Origin of the sequence: Williamsia sp. (genome assembly GCF_036566845.1) — a bacterium.
Lineage (GTDB): Bacteria > Actinomycetota > Actinomycetes > Mycobacteriales > Mycobacteriaceae > Williamsia.
Genome location: NZ_DATCVM010000184.1, coordinates 1 through 17,567 on the forward strand (window position 1 = coordinate 1; position 17,567 = coordinate 17,567).

The following is a 17,567-nucleotide window of genomic DNA, read 5'->3' on the forward strand; positions in this document are numbered from 1 at the left end:
CCAGTGCTCGATTGACCCGAAACATCCGTGCACCGCCGACATCGTGACTGTTCCCGCGGGGCAGGTGATCTCGGGTGTGGATGTGAAGATCGTTCTGCATGTGATCACCGATCAGGCGACGCTCGATGGGACTGCTGACAATCCCGGCTTCATCGACGGCCATGGTGTCATCTCCGCGGCTCATGCTCGCGATATCGCGGGCCGTCCCGAGACCGTGCAGCGTCCGTTGGGTAACAAGGTCACGCCGGCGGAACCAATACCGGCACAACAAGAACCTGCTCCTGCGCAGTCAGAATCGGAGAAGCCGGAGCCGGAGCCTCCTGGCAAGCGCACCGTGCATATGCGTGCGCCGGAGAATCCGCCGGTCGGGGGGTTCGCGGATACGACCGCAGCTGCCGATCCGCCGTTCCCACGGGTGGTTGCGCTGCCTTCGACGCAACCCGGTGACCAGTACCGGCCGTCGGTGGTGTTGGACAGCTACATCCGGATCCGCGATTGCTATTGCATGTGGCCCGGGTGTGAGAAGAAGCGTGGGGCGGCGATCTTGACCACACTTGTGAGTACAACCACGAGGATCCCGAGGGGTGGTTGTACGCATCCGTCAGAGATGAAGACGCTGTGTCGTTTTCACCACCTGGTGAAAACGCATTCAGAATGGCTCGATGATCAGTACCCCGATCGGTGGACCGGGCGAACGAGGCTGGTCTTCACCACGCCGGAAGGCCGGAGCTATGGCGGTCCGGCGTGGACCGGTGATGATCTGTTCCCGACGTTGAGGTCGATCGTCTTCGATGACCAACGCGGATCACCGAACCGGCCTCCATCCACGCCGGGCACACAAGACAAGAACCGGCATCACAAGGACCGACGTCAATCGCGGACCGCTGCCAAACACGCACGCCGCCAACAAGAACGGCGACACAATCGCAGACTCCGGGAGGAACAGGAAAGGAACACCCCACCAGCACCGTTCTAGCAAGCGCACATCCACGCCGTCAGGTCAGTCACGCGGTACCCACGTGCGCATCGCACGGAGATACCGTGCCGTGATCGCGCGTTGGCCCAAGCGGCCCACCTGACCCGCAATCCGAGCCAAGCGGGTGTGCGGCCGCGAGAAGGCGGTGACCACAAATACGACAGTGTTGTTGTCCCGCAACTCAACACAGAACAGTTCCTCACCCGACTCGGGGTGGCCGACGAGTGTTCCGTACGCAAAGCCGCGGCGATCGGCCTCGTCGACGACGTACACAACCCGGACCGGAGCCTTGAGGCGCAGCGGACCCACACCGACCGCAACCCGGGCGACCGTGCCTGCCGCGATGGTCTCCGACGATGCGTAGACCCGGAGACCGGCACCGAGCTGCACCTGCCACGTCTCGATCGCGCCGGCGATCTCGTCGAATCGCCGGCGGCCGGATCCGACAACAACTTCCCGGTGCACGTGGTGATATCCGTCCGGAGGCTTCGCCCGGGTCTCGCCGATCTCCGGATAGCTGAACGCCACACCACGCAACCGGGTAGCGATGTGCGACTTCAGCGGCCTGGCACGTCGACGGGTCATCACCGAAGAGTACCCAGCCGATAATCCATAGACGGCGACAACAACTGGTGACTACCGTTGCCGGGGCCGTCAACCGATGGCCGTACCGACGATCAAGGAACCACCATGAACACCCGCTATCCCGTACCCCTGTCCGGCGCAGTCGCCTCAACCCTCCTGTGGGTTGACGAAGCGTCCGTCGAGGATGAGGCGCGCGAGCAGCTACGTCGGGTGTCGACCCTGCCCTGGGTTCATGGCGTTCGGGTGATGCCCGATGTCCACGTCGGCAAGGGCGCGACGGTCGGTTCGGTGATCGCCATGCGTGATGCAGTCTGTCCCGCCGCGGTAGGTGTCGATATCGGATGTGGGATGTCCGCTGTCCGAACAGATCTGGTTGCCTCAGATCTTCCCGACGACCTTTCGGCTCTGCGATCGGCCATCGAGGCGAGGGTCCCGGTCGGTTTTCATGCCCACAAACGGCCGGTGAATCTGCGTGGAATGGAGGTCGGCGGCGGCTGGGGTGATTTCTGGGCTCGGTTCGCCGATCTCGACCGGGGTGTGAGCAATCTCGACACCAGGGCTCACAAGCAACTCGGGACCCTGGGCGGCGGCAACCACTTCATCGAGGTCTGCGTCGCAGAAGGCGATGCGTCGGTGTGGGTGATGCTTCATTCCGGTTCCCGGAACATCGGGAAGTCGCTTGCCGATCAGCATATGCAGGTCGCTGCCGGCCTCCCCCACAACGCCGATCTGCCTGACCGTGATCTTGCGGTGTTCCTCGCCGGAACGCCGGAGATGGATGCCTACCGTCGCGATCTGACCTGGGCACAGGAGTACGCGGCCAGAAATCGCCGGGTCATGCTCGAACTCGTGTGTTCAGCTGTGCGGGAGTCCTTTCCGAGCAGAGCAGTCCAGTTCGAAGATCCGATTTCGTGTCACCACAACTACGTCGCGACCGAGGTGATCGACGGTCTCGAACTGCTGGTGACCAGGAAGGGCGCCATCCGCGCCGGTTCGGGCGACATGGGTTTGATCCCCGGATCCATGGGCACAGGCTCCTACGTGGTGCGCGGCCTGGGGTCGGAGGCATCCTTCTACTCCGCCTCCCACGGCGCGGGCCGGAGGATGAGCAGGTCCAAGGCGCGCCGGACGTTCACCACCGAGGATCTGGTGGCCCAGACCGAAGGTGTCGAGTCCAGGAAGGATGCCGGGGTGGTCGATGAGATCCCGGCCGCCTACAAGGACATCGATTCGGTCATCGCCGCCCAAACCGACCTGGTCGAGGTGGTCGCACACCTGAAACAGGTCGTGTGCGTGAAGGGCTGAGCAAAGGGACCGGTTGAGGGAGCCCGCTGCAGAACGTTTCATCGAATGGTCCGCAGCGGGCGACCTCGGCGCCACCCGGTCACCACAGGTCAGGTCCGCTCAGCCGACAGCCCTGTCGCTCTCACTCCAATACTGTGCGCGCAGCGCCTTTTTGTCCGGCTTGCCCAGAGCAGTGAGCGGTAGCGCATCGGCAACGACGACACGCTTCGGCGATTGCACCGCGCCCTTCCGATCCTTCACGGCATCCTGGATCTCCGCGATCATCGTCTCGATCGAGGCGTCATCGATCGCCGCATCCGCACGCAGCACCACGATCGCGGTCACCGCCTCACCCCACTTCTCGTCCGGGACACCGATGACACCCACCTGCGCAACCGAAGGATGCTCGGCCACAACGTCTTCGACCTCTCTGGGGAAGACGTTGAAACCACCGGTGACGATCATGTCCTTGGTGCGATCGACAATGAACCAGAAACCGTCCTCGTCCTCGCGGGCGACGTCGCCGGTCCGAAGCCAGCCGTCGCGGAAGGCCTCCGCGGTCGCCTCGGGCAGGCCCCAGTAGCCGCCGGCGAGGAGTGGACCGGCGACGCAGATCTCGCCCGGCTCCCCCACCGGTACGGGTTTGCCGTCGTCACCGAGTAGCGCCGTCCGCAGGAACGCCGACGGCCGTCCACAACTCGACAGTCGTTTCTCGTCGTGCGCACCCTTGGGCAGGTAGCTGATCACCATCGGCGCCTCGGACTGGCCGTAGTACTGGGCGAAGATCGGACCGAAGCGCTCGATTGCCTCCGCGAGGCGCACCGGGTTGATCGCCGAGGCCCCGTAGTAGACGGTCTGCAGCGAGGACAGATCGCGGGTGCGGGAGTCGGGGTGATCCATCAGTGCGTACAACATCGAGGGGACCAACATGGTGGCCGTGATCTTCTGTTCCTCGATCGTCCGGAGCACCTCCGCGGGATCGAACTTGGCCAGCACCACCATCGATCCGCCCTTCATCAGGGTCGGTACGAAGAACGCCGCCCCCGCATGCGACAACGGCGTGCACATGAGAAAGCGCGGATGCTCCGGCCATTCCCATTCGGCCAGCTGGATCTGCGTCATCGTCGCCATGGCCGACGCAGTTCCGATGACACCCTTGGGTTTTCCGGTTGTCCCGCCGGTATAGGTGATCGAGACGATGTGGTCAGGAGCCAGATCCGCGGCAACCAGGGGCCGGGCCTCGAAGCGCTTGGCCTCCGCGGTCACATCACGCGCGACCTCGGCGAGCTCCGGTGGCACCGGGCCGAGGGTCAGGACCTGTTTGAGGCTGTCGACGCGCTGAAGCAGCGCCGCGGCGCGCTCGACGAACATCGGCACCGGGTCGATGACGAGCGTGGCGATCTGCGCGTCGCCCAGGACGTAGGCGTGGTCGTCGAGCGATCCGAGTGGGTGTAATGCGGTCCGGCGCCAACCCTGCGTCTGCCCCGCGCCGATCACATAGAGAACCTCCGGCCTGTTGAGCGCCAACAGCCCCACCGCAGTACCCGACCCCGCGCCCAGGGATTCGAAGGCCTGGACGTAGGTGCTGACCTGGGCCTCCATCTGCCCACCGGTCAGCGTGGTATCCCCCACAAATAGAACAGGTTCATCGCGATGTCGTTTGAGTGCCGCGACCATCAGATGGCCGAGGTGGGTGCCGCCGCGCAGGTGATCGATTTCGGTGGTCGCATCCGGAGAAACAGTCATGCCGACCACACTAGAACGTGTTACAGATTCGCGGAAGTACTCCGGTCGCACGCGTTGCCCACCCACCCGGCATCATTTCTGCCATGAGTACCAGTGCCGAACCGACGCCGAAGCACCTGACCGTCTCCGCCGTCTGCTTCCACAACGCGGCGTCGCAGGTACTGACCGTTCGAAAGTCCGGCACCGCGGCCTTCATGCTCCCCGGCGGAAAGCTCGAACCCGGGGAGAGCCCGGCCCAAGCCGCAGTTCGGGAAGTGCTCGAGGAGATCGGCATCAAGATCACGCCCCGCGACCTGACCGAACTCGGCACATTCACCGCTGCTGCCGCCAACGAACCCGACACCTCGGTGCGCGGGCACATCTTCTGCGCGGAACTCACCGGCACACCCGAACCGGCAGGAGAGATCGCGGAACTGCGCTGGTACGACCGATCAGACAGGTCACAGCAGCTCGCGCCACTGCTGCGCGACCACATCTTCCCCGCGCTGGAGGCCGAGAACATACACATGGAGGATTGACCTGCGCGGGCTCGGCGCGGACAGTGAATGCATGCGGTTTCGGCGTACCGAGCGCGATGATCTTGTCCTGATCAAGAACTGGCTGAGCACTCCCCATGTCTCGCGCTTCTGGAATCACGACACATCCGACGACGCCGTCGAGCGCGACTTCGGGGGCAGCATCGACGGGACCGAACCATGCGAGGACTTCATCGTCCTCTATGACGATCAGCCCATCGGATTGATACAGCGGTACCGACTGGCGGACTATCCCGAAGACCTGGCCGAGCTCGAATCGCTGCTCAAGATTCCCGATTTCGCAATGTCCATTGATTACTTCATCGGTGAGGTCGAGATGATCGGCCGCGGTCACGGAACCCTGATGATCCGGCGGATGGTCGAGAGTTGCTGGGTTGATCACCCGAAAACCGACACGATCATCGTTCCGGTTGCCGTCGCCAACCCGGCGTCGTGGCGGGCGCTGTTGTCCGCCGGCTTCACCCAGGTCGCCACCGGGTATCTCAAACCGGACAATCCGATCGACGACGGTCAGCATCACCTCTTCCGTATCGATCGGCCATCTGGTCGCTGACCTCTCGAAACAGGCTGAACTCGCGAAACGGACATCCAAGGACCGGGCGCGCAATCAATGCGTAACACCCGGTCAACTCTGATTTGCATCGTCACTGGGATGCAACGAGTCCGTTACCGATCGTTCGTAGAGTTCGCAGGTCAGGGCTTTCAGCACCAGTGAGACCCGCGAGAAGGGTAATGAACGAATGAGCGGAAACAACATCCGGCTTGCCGCCATCACTGCAGTCGAGGCATATACACCGCCTCCGGTCAGTTTCGATATCACCGAGGCGCCGGGAGACATCTTCGGCGCAAACGTGTTCAACAAGTCCGTCATGATGAAACGGCTGCCCAAGAACGTCTACAAGTCGGTCATCGCCACCATCGAAAAGGGCAGCAAACTCGATCCTGCCGTCGCCGACGCAGTCGCGTCCGCGATGAAGGACTGGGCGCTAGAGAAGGGCGCCACCCACTACGCACACGTCTTCTATCCGCTCACCGGGCTCACCGCAGAAAAGCACGACAGCTTCCTCGAACCCTCGGGAGACGGATCCACACTCGCCGAGTTCCAGGGCAAGACCCTCATCCAGGGCGAGCCGGACGCCTCCAGCTTCCCGAACGGTGGACTCCGCAACACATTCGAGGCCCGCGGCTACACCGGCTGGGACGTGACCAGTCCGGCGTACGTGCTCGAGAACCCCAACGGCAACACCCTGTGTATCCCCACCGTGTTCGTGTCGATGACCGGTGAGGCACTCGACCACAAGACCCCGATGCTGCGTTCGCAACAGGCGATGGGTAAGCACGCGGAACGTGTGCTGAAGCTGTTCGGGCACAGCAATCCCGGCAATGTCGTGGCCTTCTGTGGACCCGAGCAGGAGTACTTCCTGGTCGATCGCCACTTCTTCTTGGCGCGCCCCGACCTGCTGAACGCCGGGCGCACACTGTTCGGCACCAAACCACCGAAGGGTCAGGAGTTCGACGACCACTATTTCGGCGCTGTGCCCGAACGTGTCCTGGGCTTCATGATGGATACCGAACGCGAGCTCTTCAAACTCGGGATCCCCGCCAAGACCCGTCACAATGAGGTCGCGCCCGGCCAGTTCGAGATCGCGCCGATGTTCGAACGCGGCAACATCGCGGCCGACCACCAGCAACTCCTGATGACGACGTTCAAGACCGTCGCGAAAAAGCACGGGATGGAGTGTCTCTTCCACGAGAAGCCGTTCGACGGCGTCAACGGATCCGGTAAGCACGTCAACTTCTCGTTCGGCAACGACAAGTTCGGCAGCCTCCTGGTGCCCGGGGACACCCCTCACGAGAACGCACAGTTCCTGGTGTTCTGCGCGGCCGTGATCCGGGCGGTACATCTGCACGCCGGGCTCCTTCGCGTGTCCGTGGCGTCGGCGACAAACGATCATCGCCTCGGCGCCAACGAAGCACCCCCGGCCATCGTGTCGATCTTCCTCGGCGAGCAGCTGGCCGACGTCTTCGAGCAGATCGCGAAGGGTGCCGCAACGTCTTCAAAGGGCAAGGGCACCATGCTCATCGGTGTCGATACCCTGCCGGCGCTGCCGACCGACCCCGGCGACCGCAACCGCACCAGTTCGTTCGCCTTCACCGGCAACCGCTTCGAGTTCCGTGCTCCCGGCTCGATGCAGACCGTGAGTGAGCCGATGGTGGTACTCAACACCATCTTGGCCGATTCCCTCGACTTCTGTGCCACCACCCTCGAGAAGGCCCTCGCCGACGGAACCGAGTTCGATTCCGCCGTGCAGACACTCCTCACCGACATCATCACCGAACACGGAGCTGTGGTGTTCAACGGTGACGGCTACTCCGACAACTGGCCCATCGAAGCCGAGTCGCGTGGCCTGCCGAACCTGAAGACCACGGTCGACGCGCTTCCCGAGTTGATCTCGGAGTCGTCGATCGAATTGTTCTCCAAGTACGGGGTTTTCAACGATCGAGAGATGTACAGCCGCTACGAGATCGGCCTGGAACAGTACATCCTGACCATCGCTGTCGAGGCCAAGCTGACACTGGAGATCGGTTCGACGCTGGTCATGCCGGCCGCCGTCCGCTACCAGACCGAGATCGCCACGAACGTCACGGCGCTCCGAGCAGCCGGGATCGAACCAGACATCACGCTGCTGAAGATGGTCAGCGAGCCGATGGCCGAGCTGACCACCGCATTGGCGACCCTGAAGTCGGCACTCGGCGTCCACGTCGAGGGCAGCATGGAGGAAGCCAAGTACGCGCGCGACACCCTGCTGCCCGCGATGGCTTCGGTTCGGATCGCAGCCGACACCCTCGAAAGTGTTGTCGCGGATGATCTCTGGCCGCTTCCGACGTACCAGGAAATGCTCTACATCTTGTGACACAACGGATCAGGATCGCGTGACAGGTGAGCCGCCGCACCCAGCGTGGATGCGGCGGCTCACTTGTGCGGACTGCCCGCGTCGTCCGCAACCCGAGTTTGCTCAGGCGGCGTCTTGCGCGCGTAGTCGGTAGGCCTCGAGCAATCGAACTCCGGTGGTCGCGTCGTCGACCACCACGATCTGACGGGCGCCATCGGTTCTGACGACGAGGATCCCCTCGCCCGACCGGAGCACAAAGCCTTTGGCACCCTTGAGTTCACCACGAAATCCGAGTCGGTATCCATATCCGCCGAAGTCCTTGATGGCGCTGACCTGCACCGCGTGAACTGTCGCGATCTCCGAGGCCGGGATGACAACCCGAGGCCACCCGACGATGCTCGTGATCGACAATCCCCGCGGATCCACGGTGACCCGGATCCCGTACATCACGACGGCCACCGCAGCCAGAGCCGCAGCCACCCCGAACAGGACCCACAGTCCGGTCGCCACCGCAAGCACCAGGCACGTCACAACACCCACCACCATCAGCACCAAGGCCACTCCGGCACTGAGCACCGATCTCGTCCATACCACCACCTCCGCCGATCCGATGGGCATCTGCGGACCCGATTCCGATCCCGCGGGAACGGCAGGTGTCGACCACGGCGGCACCATTCGGTACACCAGCGCCGCCGCGGAGCCGCCGGCCGCAAAGCCGACGGCAAGCACCCACCATGGCAGCTCTGCCGCGGACGCATCGGTCGATCCCAATTGAGTACCGGTCACCGCCAGCGTCAGACCGCAGACGAATGCCGCCATCCCGGCAACACCGCTGATCAGTTGTGCGCACAGTCGCCGGTCCGCACATACCGCGGCAATGATCAGGGCCACAACCCCCAGGACGATCCCGCCGACCACGAGCACGCCCAGGACACCTGTCACCGACGTGAAACCGTCGGGCTCACCACCGGCACCCCAATGTGTCGCGACCTTGTCCGGCAGATCATCGCGCCAGGCGAACAGCAGTACCGCCGACACCAACGAGCACATGAGCGGAATCGTCAGTGCCACAACCGCCAATCGCACCAGCGGTCGTTTCGTATCGCCTGTCGGCGCACCCATGTCAGTATCCTTCCCGAATCATCAGAGCGAGGTCGTCGCCGCCGAGGCCCAGTCGTCGGGCGGCGGCATGCACCGCGTCGATCGCGCGTCGCAGGTCGGCTTGTTCCGGGACCGCGGCGTGAGTTACCACTGCCCCACGGCCACGGCGCAACTCGACCAATCCCTGATCACGTAATTCTTGGTAGCCGCGCAGGACGGTGTGCACATTCACCCCGAGTGATTCGGCCAGGTCGCGCGCACCCGGAAGCCTTTCGCCGGCAACCACTTCCCCGCGAATGATCGATCCACGAACTGCGGCGGCAAGCTGCTCGTAGAGCGCCTGCGACGCCGTCGGATCCACACGTATGAGCACTCCATGATCGTATAGTTCTACTTGGACTAGAACAAGTTGATCACGCTCACCAACCGTTCTCGCCCACGAATTCGCGCAATGGGCGGCCGGTTGCCCAGCCGTCGATCTCCAGAACCGGACGTTCCGGAAATGCGGGAACGGGACCGAGGCACAACACCGCCACCGCTTCGGACCCGTCCGGCAGCGAGAGGAGCTCGGCAAGCACATCCGGTTCGAACAACGAGACCCAGCCCAGGCCGAGCCCCTCCGATCGCGCCGCGAGCCAGAGGTTCTGGATTGCGCAGGACACCGACGCGAGATCCATCTGCGGCATGGTCCGACGGCCGAACACATGCCGTTCACGACCGTCTCTCAGCGCCACGACCAAGAGTTCGGCGCAATTGAGTATGCCCTCGACCTTGAGCGCCATGAACTCGTCAGACCGTTCGCCGAGTGCGTGTGCCGTTCGACGCCGCTCGCCGTCCACGTGGCAGTGAATCTGCTTCCGCAGCAGCTGATCCGTGATCCTGATGAAGCGCCAGGGTTGCATCAGGCCAACATTGGGTGCCGCATGTGCCGCTTGCAACAACCGTTCGAGGACGCCGACGGGAACGGTCGCGCCCGCCACAAACGTCCGCATGTCACGGCGTTCGGCGATGGCCCGGTACACCGCCGCACGTTCGGCATCGGTGAACGCGTGGTTGTCCGTCACAGGTCGAACGCTTCGCGCAGCAGCGGGATGAACGTGTCCACCGCGGGACTCGCCGGCGTCGACCACACCGCGGACAGTTGGGCTGCGACGTCGACAGCTTCGATCGGAATCACCTTCAACCGTCCGAGATGGTCCGACCCCATCGACGCGCTCAGGATCCCGATTCCCAACCCGCGCGCGGCGCACTCCAGGACGGCATCACCGGCGCTTGCCTCGACGACAACGCGAGGCGATAAATCAGCTGCGGCACAGGCGGTATCGAGGACCGCGCGGATTCCTGTTCCCGGCGGCATCGCAACAATGGCCTCGCCGGCCAGATCAGAGACCGTGACACATGCGCGTTCCGCCAGGTGATGCCCCGGAGGAACAAGCGCCACGAGACCTTCACTGACGATGACCGACGCGCGCAATCCGTCGCCAGCCGGTCCGGCCGTACCCACGATGGCAACATCCAGACGGCCACCGAGCACATCATCGGCGAGTTGATCCGAATTCGCCTCCTGCACAGCGATTTCGATACCGGGATAGGACGTGTGGAACTTCGCGATTGCCACAAACAGCGGCATGATCGTGCAGCCGATGACCATCCCGATCGACAGCCGACCCCGGACCAGCCCGCCCAGATCGTCCACTGCCTGACCAACCGTCCCGACCGCCGCCAGCGCGTTGCGCGCCGGGCCGATCGCGGCCCGTCCCGCAGGGGTGAGCCGAGCGATCCGGCTCGAGCGATCGAACAATTCCGCGCCGAGTTCGCGTTCGAGTTGCCGTATCTGAGCACTGACGCCGGATTGGCTGATCCGCACACGTTCGGCCGCGCGGGTGAAGTTGGCCTCTTCCGCCACCGCGATGAAGTACTCCAGCTGCCTCAGTTCCATGACCACAGATTCTAGTATCTGACAGAACAATCTATTGGACTTCTGATGAATGTCGGGCGAGGCTGGCAACCACACCCAACGAAAGGACAGACGATGTCACGCCGCGAGAGCGCCCAGACACCCGAAGACCTGACCCGACTCTTTGTGGAGCGATCCAACGCCGGCGATGCCGAAGGCGTCGCGCTCCTCTACGAAGTGGATGCCGTTCTTGCGTACCCGCCCGGACAGCAGACCGTGGGACGCGCGGCCATCGAGGCACTGTGGGCCGAAATACTCTCCCACAAGCCATATTTCGAGGCCGAGCAGCCCCTGCCGACCTTGGTCGTCGGCGATATCGCCCTCACCTCGACCCCACCACGGGACGGCGCCGGTGCTCGCGCCCAGGTGGTACGCAGACAACCCGACGGCAGCTGGTTGCGACTACTCGACCAACCCGAGTTCGTCAGCCCGGACTGACGGCCGACGAGGTGCTGACCCGTCGAAACCGCTGCGGGGGTCCCCGGTAGCGTTGTGTTCATGTTGAGCACCACCATCGAGATCGAGGCCGGACACGGCGTCGCGGAAGCCTACGTGACCCGACCAGATGAGAGTGCTCATCCCGGCGTCCTGCTGTACATAGACGCCTTCGGCCTCCGCCCCCGCATCTACGAGATGGCCGACCGGATCGCCGGCTGGGGCTTTGTCGTGATGGCCCCCAACGCGTTCTACCGGCACGGCACCGTCGAAGACCTCGCGGCGCAGGGTGATCTCGGCGATCCCGCCTACCGTGACGAGTTCATCGCCGGCGCCATGGGCCGGGTTCGTTCCCTGGGTTCCGGGCTGGCCACCGCGGACGTGGGCGAGTACGTGGACCGCCTGCTCGAACTCCCCGAGGTCAGCGGCGACGGAGTCGGCGTGACCGGATACTGCACGGGGTCGGCCCTGGCGCTGCGCACCGCAGGTGCTCGCCCGGATCAGGTCAAGGCCGCTGCCGGGTTCCACGGCGGCAACCTGGTGACCGACGCCCCCGACAGCCCGCACCTCGTGGCCAAGAACGCGCGGGCGCGCCTGTATCTGGGACATGCCGACAACGATCGGTCGATGCCGATCGAGAAGATCGAGATCCTGGAGAAGGCGTTCGACGCGGCCGGTCTGCTGTACACGTCCGAGGTGTATCCGGATGCGCCGCACGGCTACACGATGTCGGACATGGCGTCCTACCGGGCCGACGCCGACCAGCGCCACTTCGACACCCTGGAGAGCCTCCTGCGGGAGAACCTCACCCCCTAGCACCCTCTCCACCCTCTCCACCGCCCCCGGCGACGTGTCGGGGAGCGTGTTAAATGAGTTGATGCCCAACCTGTTGCACATCGATTCATCCGCCAACCCGAAGACGTCGGCGTCGCGCGAGCTGACCCGGCTGTTCGCCACCACCTGGCTCGAGGCCGGCGACGACCGTGCCGTGAGCTACCGGGATCTGCACGCTGATCCAGTACCGCACATCTCCGACGCCGGACTGCATTACGCACCGCGACTCCGAGTTGATGCCGAGAACCCGGATCCCGCGGCGGAAGCACTACAGGCAGAGCTGATCGCCGAGGTGGCCACCGCGGACGCAGTGGTCATAGGAGCACCGATGTACAACTGGTCGATCCCGTCGTCACTCAAGGCCTGGATCGATCACATCCACGTGCTCGGGACCACTGCACCGTATGACACTCCGGACCAGCCGTTCGCGGGAATCCCGGTGGTGGTCGTCTCGTCGCGCGGCCTGACGTACGGGGCCGGGTCGAAAGACGAGGGTCTCGACCACACCATTCCACCGCTCGTTCATGTCCTCGGCACAGCTCTGGGCATGAAGGTTGATGTGGTGACCTCTGATCTGACCCTCGTCGGGCGCATCGCGGCACTCGATCCACTCACCGAGCAGTCCACAGCGTCAGCCTCTGACGCCCGCAACAAGGTGATCGAACTCGCACGTCAAATCTGACGGGCCGGTCCTGCGCCGGGCAACAGGGAACGGACCGCATCGATGGAATCGGCCTGCGCCGCAGTCTTGTCGGGCCGGTACCGCAGCACCCTGGCGAATCTGAGTGCCACCCCACCGGGATACCGAGAACTGACCTGCACACCGTCGAGTTCGATCTCGACGACCAGACCGGGCATCAGATAGACGGTGTGATCGTCGCGGTCGCGTTCGTGCTTCGGGAATTCTTCTGTCTGCCAACGCAGTAGCTCGTCGGTCAGACCTTTGAACGTCTTGCCGACCATGACGGGGTCGCCACCGTCCGGATCCCGTGCGCCCAGATGCAAATTCGACAGGAATCCCGTACGCCGGCCGTAACCCCATTCTGCGCCGAGGACCACCAGGTCGAGAGTGTGCTCCGGTTTGACCTTCTGCCAGGTCTTTCCGCGTCGGCCGGCCGCATACACCGAGTCGAGCGACTTGATCATGATCCCCTCATGCCCGGCGGACAGGGCGGCTTCGAGGTGCAACTCGGTTGCTTCGAGATCTGGTGCGACCAACGACGGGATGCGGTGCCCTGACGCAACCCGATCGAGCGCCTCCAGGCGCCCGGACAACGGTTCGTCGAGGAGGTCGGCACCATCGAGGTGCAGGCAGTCGAAGAAGTAGGGCTGCAGTAGGAGTTCACGCTTGGACGTCGCACCGAATCGGCTCATCGTCTCCTGGAACGGACGCGGACGTCCGGAGTCGTTCAGCGCCAGGGTTTCCCCGTCGAGAACCACTGATTCGCAGGGCAATTCGCGAATCAGGTCGACCAGCTCCGGGACGCGGTCGGTGATGTTGTTGAGTGTGCGGGTGTAGATCGCAACGTCGTCACCCTTGCGGTGCACCTGGATCCGGGCGCCATCGAGTTTGTACTCGACGCTCACCGCACCTCCGAGCGCTGCGTGGGCCTCGGCAAGAGAGGTTGCGGGAGACGCCAGCATGGGCCGGACCGGACGTCCCACCTGCAACGCGAACGCTTGCAGCTCCGTCACCCCACCACTGACCGCAGCGACCGCCGTCACCGGCAACGCCCCGGACAGCATGAAGGCCCGCCGCACCACATCGGCGGGCAGGCCCGCGGCGACCGCGATGGCGTCGGTCATCACACCTTCACCGGCGCCCTGCCTCATGTCGCCGGTGAGCAGACGGATGAGGAATGTCTGCTCGTCTTCGGTGGCGCCTGCCATCAGTCGCGTCAGCAACTCTTTGCGGCGGGCCACCGATCCCGGCCCGGAGGTCGCGGCGAGGTCGGACAGGAGCTGATTCACCTCGGCGACGGTGGCCGAGGCGATGACAGAGGGTTGTGTCCGAGCATCAGCCAGCGTCCGCCACCCGATGCCCAGACGACCCTGCGGCACCTCCCCCGACAACCACGCGACCACGATCGGGACGTCGTCGGGCACACACGCCCTGATCAACCCGGCGAGTGCCGCGGACTTGGATTTCCGCGATCGAGTGCCGGCCACCGCCGCGCTCGTGGACACCACCTCTGCGAACAACACCTACCCACCGTAGCGACCGGCACCGACACCCGGTCGGGTGTCGGATGAGCTCATCAACCCTGTTGGCATCATGTACTGGTGAGCATTCGCCTGGTGGCAACCGACCTCGACGGAACCCTTCTCAACTCCGACAGGGCGGTGAGTTCGAGGACCGCGGCAGCGATGGCCGCCGCATCGGAGGTGGGCATTGTCGTGGTGTGGGCGACCGCCCGGGCCCAGCATTCCGTCCACACACTCGCCGCATCCTGCGGCTTCCGGGGTTTCGCCGTGGCCGCCAACGGCGCGGTCCTTCTCGACCTAGCCGATGGCACCCCGAAAGTCATTGACGTACAACCCCTTCCGACACACATCGCGCACGAGACCATGTCGCGGGTGCGTGCCCTGGTACCGGGAACGGTGTTTGCCGCCGTCGGCCCCACGAGGTTCGTCGCCGATCCGGACTACGCCGCGCTGTGCGAGTTCACCGACCACCACCGCGATCCGGCAACCATGGAACTGTCGGATTCGTCGGTGCTCGACACCGAACCGATCGTGAAAATCGTGGCCCGGCATCCCGATGTGACCAGCGAGAATCTGTTCCGGACGGTCGCAGCCGCGGGTATGCCTCAAGTGACGCCGACCCATTCGGGAGCCCCCTATCTGGAGATGGCAGCCGATGGGGTCACAAAGGCGAGCGGGCTGTCCCGGCTGTGCGCACAGTGGGGTATCGACCCCTCCGAGGTCGCGGCCTGCGGCGACGCGATCAACGACCTGCCCATGCTGCTGTGGGCCGGGCTCGCGTTGTGTCCGGCCAACGCCGCCGCCGACACCCTGGCGGTCGCCGACACGATCCTGCCCAGCAACGACGACCACGGTGTCGCCACCTACCTCGAATCTCTCGTCACACTCGTCTGAACGCCGCCGAAATTCGCTCCGCTCGCCTGCGTGCGCTCCTGTTGCAACCGGCTCAAACGCAGGTACGCGGCGCGAATTCCTGCGGTCCGAGTGCGACCGCCAGATCTGTCGCTGTCGCCAGATCGACGTCCACGACGTGGTAGGCCTTGTCCCCGGAAGCAGTGGTGGCAATGACCGACGCGAGCCCGAGTCGACGCTGAAAGACGGTCTGATGCACCGCGACGCCGCTGATGCCGCGCAGTTGCACGGCGTCGTACCTCCGGAGGAAGAAGCCACGGCGGCTGAAGAGATAGCCATCCTCGATCCGGTGACCCAGCCCGCGGTAGTGACCGACCGAGGACGGAACGAGGATCGCTGTGGCCGCCGCCGGAATGATGAACAGCCAGAGGGGCCACGACCACAGAACGGTGGCTGCTGCCAGCAGTGCCGTACCGAGGACGACGGGCGTGAGATAGCGGAACACGATGCGCCGCTGGGCTGCTGCGGGATGGTGGTGCAGCCAGCCGGGTCCCAGCCGTTCGTCGCTCAGCACCGGTTCCGACAGCAATGCGTTCGCCAGCGCGATCGGCACGTCGCGCGTGGTGGCCGGGACAAGGACTCCCGATTTTGTGTTCTGCTGATCCGCGCTCACACCGGTGAGGATGGGAATGAGGCGAGCTCCGCCGAGCAGTCTGGTCGTCAGTGCCTCCGCCACGGTTACGCCACGCAGCCGGGATTGATCAACGGTGAAGGAGCGGGTGGTGAGAAAGCCCCGGGTCGCCACAAACCTTCCGTGCTGCTCACGTCTTCCGTGCTGCTCATGGACCAGCACGTAGTTCCACCAGGCTTCGGCGAAGACCGCGGCCGCCCCTGCCGCTGCGACGAGCACAAATACCCCGACGGTAGTCACCAGCCACCGCGTCAACGACACCTCCTCGAGGTAGTCCGAAAAGTACCAGCCCACAATGGTATCGGGGTCACGGCCCAGGAACTGGAGTCCCTGGTATGCGAATCCGAACATGGCAGCGGGCGCAACCAGCGACCACACACTCACCACGGCGTAGACCATCCACACCCACCGCAGGCGAAGGATTTCGGGCACCGGGGACGTCGACTCACCGGAACCCGCGAGCGACGACGCGGATGCGCGCATGCCGGCCGCCGCCAGCAACTCGTCCCGCAGATCAGCGGCCACGGTGGTACTGACGGCGTCGAGTTTCAACGCCGTGTTGCGTCCGGTGACCTGCTCCCCCGTTCCGATGGTCACGATCGCCAACGACAGCAGGCGCAGGACCGGCGGCGCGATGATGTCGACGGTGCGGATGCGATGCAGCGGGACCCTATGCGTCCGGCGGACGACCAGCCCGGACGAGATCTGGAGTTCGGTGGCGGTCAATCGATATCGAAACCTGAAGAACTGCAGTATGTAATACGCCGGCACCAGGACGGCCATCACGGTCAGCACGATCAGCGTGCCCGAAACCGAACGATCTCGCTGTCCCAGAAACGCCCACCCGAACGCCACCGGTCCGATGAGCAACATCATCCGTATCAATGCCGCGCCGATCATCCTGCTGTCGAGACGCTTCCACGGACCAGGAGCCGGAACCTCCTGTGCGGGAGCCTCACTCACGTGGCATCTCCCACGGTTCCCTCGGTGGCCACCGTCAGCTCGGCGACCAGATCATCGGCAACGACCTTGTCGAGCCCCTGGATGACGATGTCGCCGTGGGCTGACGCCGTTGTCACCGAAACCTGCGACAGCCCGAGCAACTGGTGAAGCGGATTTCGTTTGGCCTCCACCGACTGGATCCGCGACAGCGGCGCGACCTTCCACTCCCGCGACAGCCACCCTGTTCTCGCGTACACGGCGGTGCCGGTCGACTCCCACCGATGTACCCGGTACCGCAACAACGGCATCGTCGACGTCCAGCCGACGAGCAACGTCCCCACAACGGCGAAGGCGATCAGTAAGCCAGGTCGCACCTGCGCCCAGATCAGCGCCGGTACCAGCAGGACGACCACACTCGACACCAGCCAGAGACCGCACTCGATCAGCCAGTACAAACGGGCCCGCGGATCGATGCGATTGCGAGGCGCTCGGGGTGCGCGGTCCATGCCGCACAGCATAGGTGCCGGTC

17 protein-coding genes and 1 pseudogene are annotated in these 17,567 nt (G+C 64.4%); 9 read left to right on the forward strand and 9 right to left on the reverse strand.

Annotated features, from left to right (window positions below; all coding sequences use genetic code 11):
• A pseudogene (locus VIQ49_RS17325) lies at positions 1 to 976 on the forward strand (HNH endonuclease); the annotation flags it as partial.
• Positions 977 to 1,000: 24 nt separating this feature from the next.
• On the opposite strand, the gene VIQ49_RS17330 reads toward VIQ49_RS17325, so the two are convergent.
• On the reverse strand, positions 1,001 to 1,561 hold the full coding sequence (locus VIQ49_RS17330) for a DUF1990 domain-containing protein (protein WP_331886797.1): 561 nt from the start codon (positions 1,559 to 1,561) through the stop codon (positions 1,001 to 1,003).
• 105 nt (positions 1,562 to 1,666) lie between these two features.
• On the opposite strand from VIQ49_RS17330, the gene VIQ49_RS17335 reads away from it, so the two are divergent.
• Positions 1,667 to 2,866: an RtcB family protein gene (locus VIQ49_RS17335; RefSeq protein ID WP_331886798.1), complete on the forward strand. Its 1,200-nt coding sequence runs from the start codon at positions 1,667 to 1,669 to the stop codon at positions 2,864 to 2,866.
• Between the two features lie 99 nt (positions 2,867 to 2,965).
• Here the strand turns inward: VIQ49_RS17335 and fadD8 are convergent, their stop codons facing one another.
• A complete protein-coding gene (gene fadD8 / locus VIQ49_RS17340; protein ID WP_331886799.1) occupies positions 2,966 to 4,591 on the reverse strand; it encodes a fatty-acid--CoA ligase FadD8 in 1,626 nt (541 codons plus the stop codon).
• Between the two features lie 83 nt (positions 4,592 to 4,674).
• On the opposite strand from fadD8, the gene VIQ49_RS17345 reads away from it, so the two are divergent.
• The 3 genes from VIQ49_RS17345 to VIQ49_RS17355 all read left to right on the forward strand — a co-directional run bounded on the left by VIQ49_RS17345 (position 4,675) and on the right by VIQ49_RS17355 (position 8,042).
• Positions 4,675 to 5,109 carry an NUDIX domain-containing protein gene (locus VIQ49_RS17345; protein WP_331886800.1) on the forward strand — a complete coding sequence of 145 codons (435 nt, stop codon included), beginning with the start codon at positions 4,675 to 4,677 and terminating at the stop codon, positions 5,107 to 5,109.
• A gap of 31 nt (positions 5,110 to 5,140) precedes the next feature.
• Positions 5,141 to 5,680, forward strand: a complete 540-nt coding sequence (locus VIQ49_RS17350) for a GNAT family N-acetyltransferase (RefSeq protein ID WP_331886801.1) — start codon at positions 5,141 to 5,143, stop codon at positions 5,678 to 5,680.
• Between the two features lie 187 nt (positions 5,681 to 5,867).
• Complete coding sequence (locus tag VIQ49_RS17355; protein ID WP_331886802.1) at positions 5,868 to 8,042, forward strand: glutamine synthetase III; 2,175 nt, start codon at positions 5,868 to 5,870, stop codon at positions 8,040 to 8,042.
• A 102-nt stretch (positions 8,043 to 8,144) separates the two neighbouring features.
• On the opposite strand, the gene VIQ49_RS17360 is transcribed toward VIQ49_RS17355, so the two are convergent.
• Genes VIQ49_RS17360 through VIQ49_RS17375 form a run of 4 tightly spaced genes read right to left on the reverse strand, consistent with a single transcriptional unit; the run spans position 8,145 to position 11,061 of the window.
• Positions 8,145 to 9,143 (reverse strand): DUF1648 domain-containing protein, encoded by a 999-nt coding sequence (locus tag VIQ49_RS17360; protein WP_331886803.1) that lies wholly within the window; start codon positions 9,141 to 9,143, stop codon positions 8,145 to 8,147.
• A 1-nt stretch (position 9,144) separates the two neighbouring features.
• Positions 9,145 to 9,495, reverse strand: coding sequence for a GntR family transcriptional regulator (locus VIQ49_RS17365; RefSeq protein WP_331886804.1), 351 nt, complete (start codon positions 9,493 to 9,495; stop codon positions 9,145 to 9,147).
• Between the two features lie 46 nt (positions 9,496 to 9,541).
• Positions 9,542 to 10,186, reverse strand: a complete 645-nt coding sequence (bluB, locus tag VIQ49_RS17370) for a 5,6-dimethylbenzimidazole synthase (RefSeq protein ID WP_331886805.1) — start codon at positions 10,184 to 10,186, stop codon at positions 9,542 to 9,544.
• Positions 10,183 to 11,061: a LysR family transcriptional regulator gene (locus VIQ49_RS17375; RefSeq protein WP_331886806.1), complete on the reverse strand. Its 879-nt coding sequence runs from the start codon at positions 11,059 to 11,061 to the stop codon at positions 10,183 to 10,185. Before VIQ49_RS17375 ends, bluB begins: the two co-directional genes overlap by 4 nt.
• A gap of 93 nt (positions 11,062 to 11,154) precedes the next feature.
• Between VIQ49_RS17375 and VIQ49_RS17380 the strand changes: the two genes are divergently transcribed.
• From VIQ49_RS17380 to VIQ49_RS17390, 3 genes are all read left to right on the forward strand, one after another.
• Positions 11,155 to 11,517: a YybH family protein gene (locus tag VIQ49_RS17380; RefSeq protein WP_331886807.1), complete on the forward strand. Its 363-nt coding sequence runs from the start codon at positions 11,155 to 11,157 to the stop codon at positions 11,515 to 11,517.
• Between the two features lie 60 nt (positions 11,518 to 11,577).
• Positions 11,578 to 12,330 carry a dienelactone hydrolase family protein gene (locus tag VIQ49_RS17385; protein ID WP_331886808.1) on the forward strand — a complete coding sequence of 251 codons (753 nt, stop codon included), beginning with the start codon at positions 11,578 to 11,580 and terminating at the stop codon, positions 12,328 to 12,330.
• Positions 12,331 to 12,391: 61 nt separating this feature from the next.
• A complete protein-coding gene (locus VIQ49_RS17390) occupies positions 12,392 to 13,030 on the forward strand; it encodes an FMN-dependent NADH-azoreductase (protein ID WP_331886809.1) in 639 nt (212 codons plus the stop codon).
• Here VIQ49_RS17390 and VIQ49_RS17395 read toward each other — a convergent pair.
• A complete protein-coding gene (locus tag VIQ49_RS17395; RefSeq protein WP_331886810.1) occupies positions 13,021 to 14,553 on the reverse strand; it encodes an ATP-dependent DNA ligase in 1,533 nt (510 codons plus the stop codon). The genes VIQ49_RS17390 and VIQ49_RS17395 overlap by 10 nt on opposite strands.
• A 75-nt stretch (positions 14,554 to 14,628) precedes the next feature.
• On the opposite strand from VIQ49_RS17395, the gene VIQ49_RS17400 reads away from it, so the two are divergent.
• Positions 14,629 to 15,447, forward strand: coding sequence for an HAD family hydrolase (locus VIQ49_RS17400; protein ID WP_331886838.1), 819 nt, complete (start codon positions 14,629 to 14,631; stop codon positions 15,445 to 15,447).
• A 52-nt stretch (positions 15,448 to 15,499) separates the two neighbouring features.
• Here VIQ49_RS17400 and VIQ49_RS17405 read toward each other — a convergent pair whose 3' ends face one another.
• On the reverse strand, positions 15,500 to 17,059 hold the full coding sequence (locus VIQ49_RS17405) for a PH domain-containing protein (protein WP_331886812.1): 1,560 nt from the start codon (positions 17,057 to 17,059) through the stop codon (positions 15,500 to 15,502).
• The gene (locus VIQ49_RS17410) at positions 17,056 to 17,544 is read right to left on the reverse strand and encodes a PH domain-containing protein (protein WP_331886814.1); all 489 of its coding nucleotides are present in this window, start codon (positions 17,542 to 17,544) and stop codon (positions 17,056 to 17,058) included. The genes VIQ49_RS17405 and VIQ49_RS17410 overlap by 4 nt, the downstream gene beginning before the upstream one ends.
• Positions 17,545 to 17,567: the final 23 nt, after the last annotated feature.

Bases quoted from the DNA above. Each gene is read 5' to 3' on its own strand.
- VIQ49_RS17380 (WP_331886807.1), top strand. From the start codon at position 11,155: ATGTCACGCCGCGAGAGCGCCCAGACACCCGAAGACCTGACCCGACTC.
- VIQ49_RS17335 (WP_331886798.1), top strand. From the start codon at position 1,667: ATGAACACCCGCTATCCCGTACCCCTGTCCGGCGCAGTCGCCTCAACC.
- fadD8 (WP_331886799.1), bottom strand. From the start codon at position 4,591: ATGACTGTTTCTCCGGATGCGACCACCGAAATCGATCACCTGCGCGGC.
- VIQ49_RS17355 (WP_331886802.1), top strand. From the start codon at position 5,868: ATGAGCGGAAACAACATCCGGCTTGCCGCCATCACTGCAGTCGAGGCA.
- VIQ49_RS17350 (WP_331886801.1), top strand. From the start codon at position 5,141: ATGCGGTTTCGGCGTACCGAGCGCGATGATCTTGTCCTGATCAAGAAC.
- VIQ49_RS17375 (WP_331886806.1), bottom strand. From the start codon at position 11,061: ATGGAACTGAGGCAGCTGGAGTACTTCATCGCGGTGGCGGAAGAGGCC.
- VIQ49_RS17360 (WP_331886803.1), bottom strand. From the start codon at position 9,143: ATGGGTGCGCCGACAGGCGATACGAAACGACCGCTGGTGCGATTGGCG.
- VIQ49_RS17410 (WP_331886814.1), bottom strand. From the start codon at position 17,544: ATGGACCGCGCACCCCGAGCGCCTCGCAATCGCATCGATCCGCGGGCC.
- VIQ49_RS17385 (WP_331886808.1), top strand. From the start codon at position 11,578: ATGTTGAGCACCACCATCGAGATCGAGGCCGGACACGGCGTCGCGGAA.
- VIQ49_RS17390 (WP_331886809.1), top strand. From the start codon at position 12,392: ATGCCCAACCTGTTGCACATCGATTCATCCGCCAACCCGAAGACGTCG.
- VIQ49_RS17345 (WP_331886800.1), top strand. From the start codon at position 4,675: ATGAGTACCAGTGCCGAACCGACGCCGAAGCACCTGACCGTCTCCGCC.
- VIQ49_RS17330 (WP_331886797.1), bottom strand. From the start codon at position 1,561: ATGACCCGTCGACGTGCCAGGCCGCTGAAGTCGCACATCGCTACCCGG.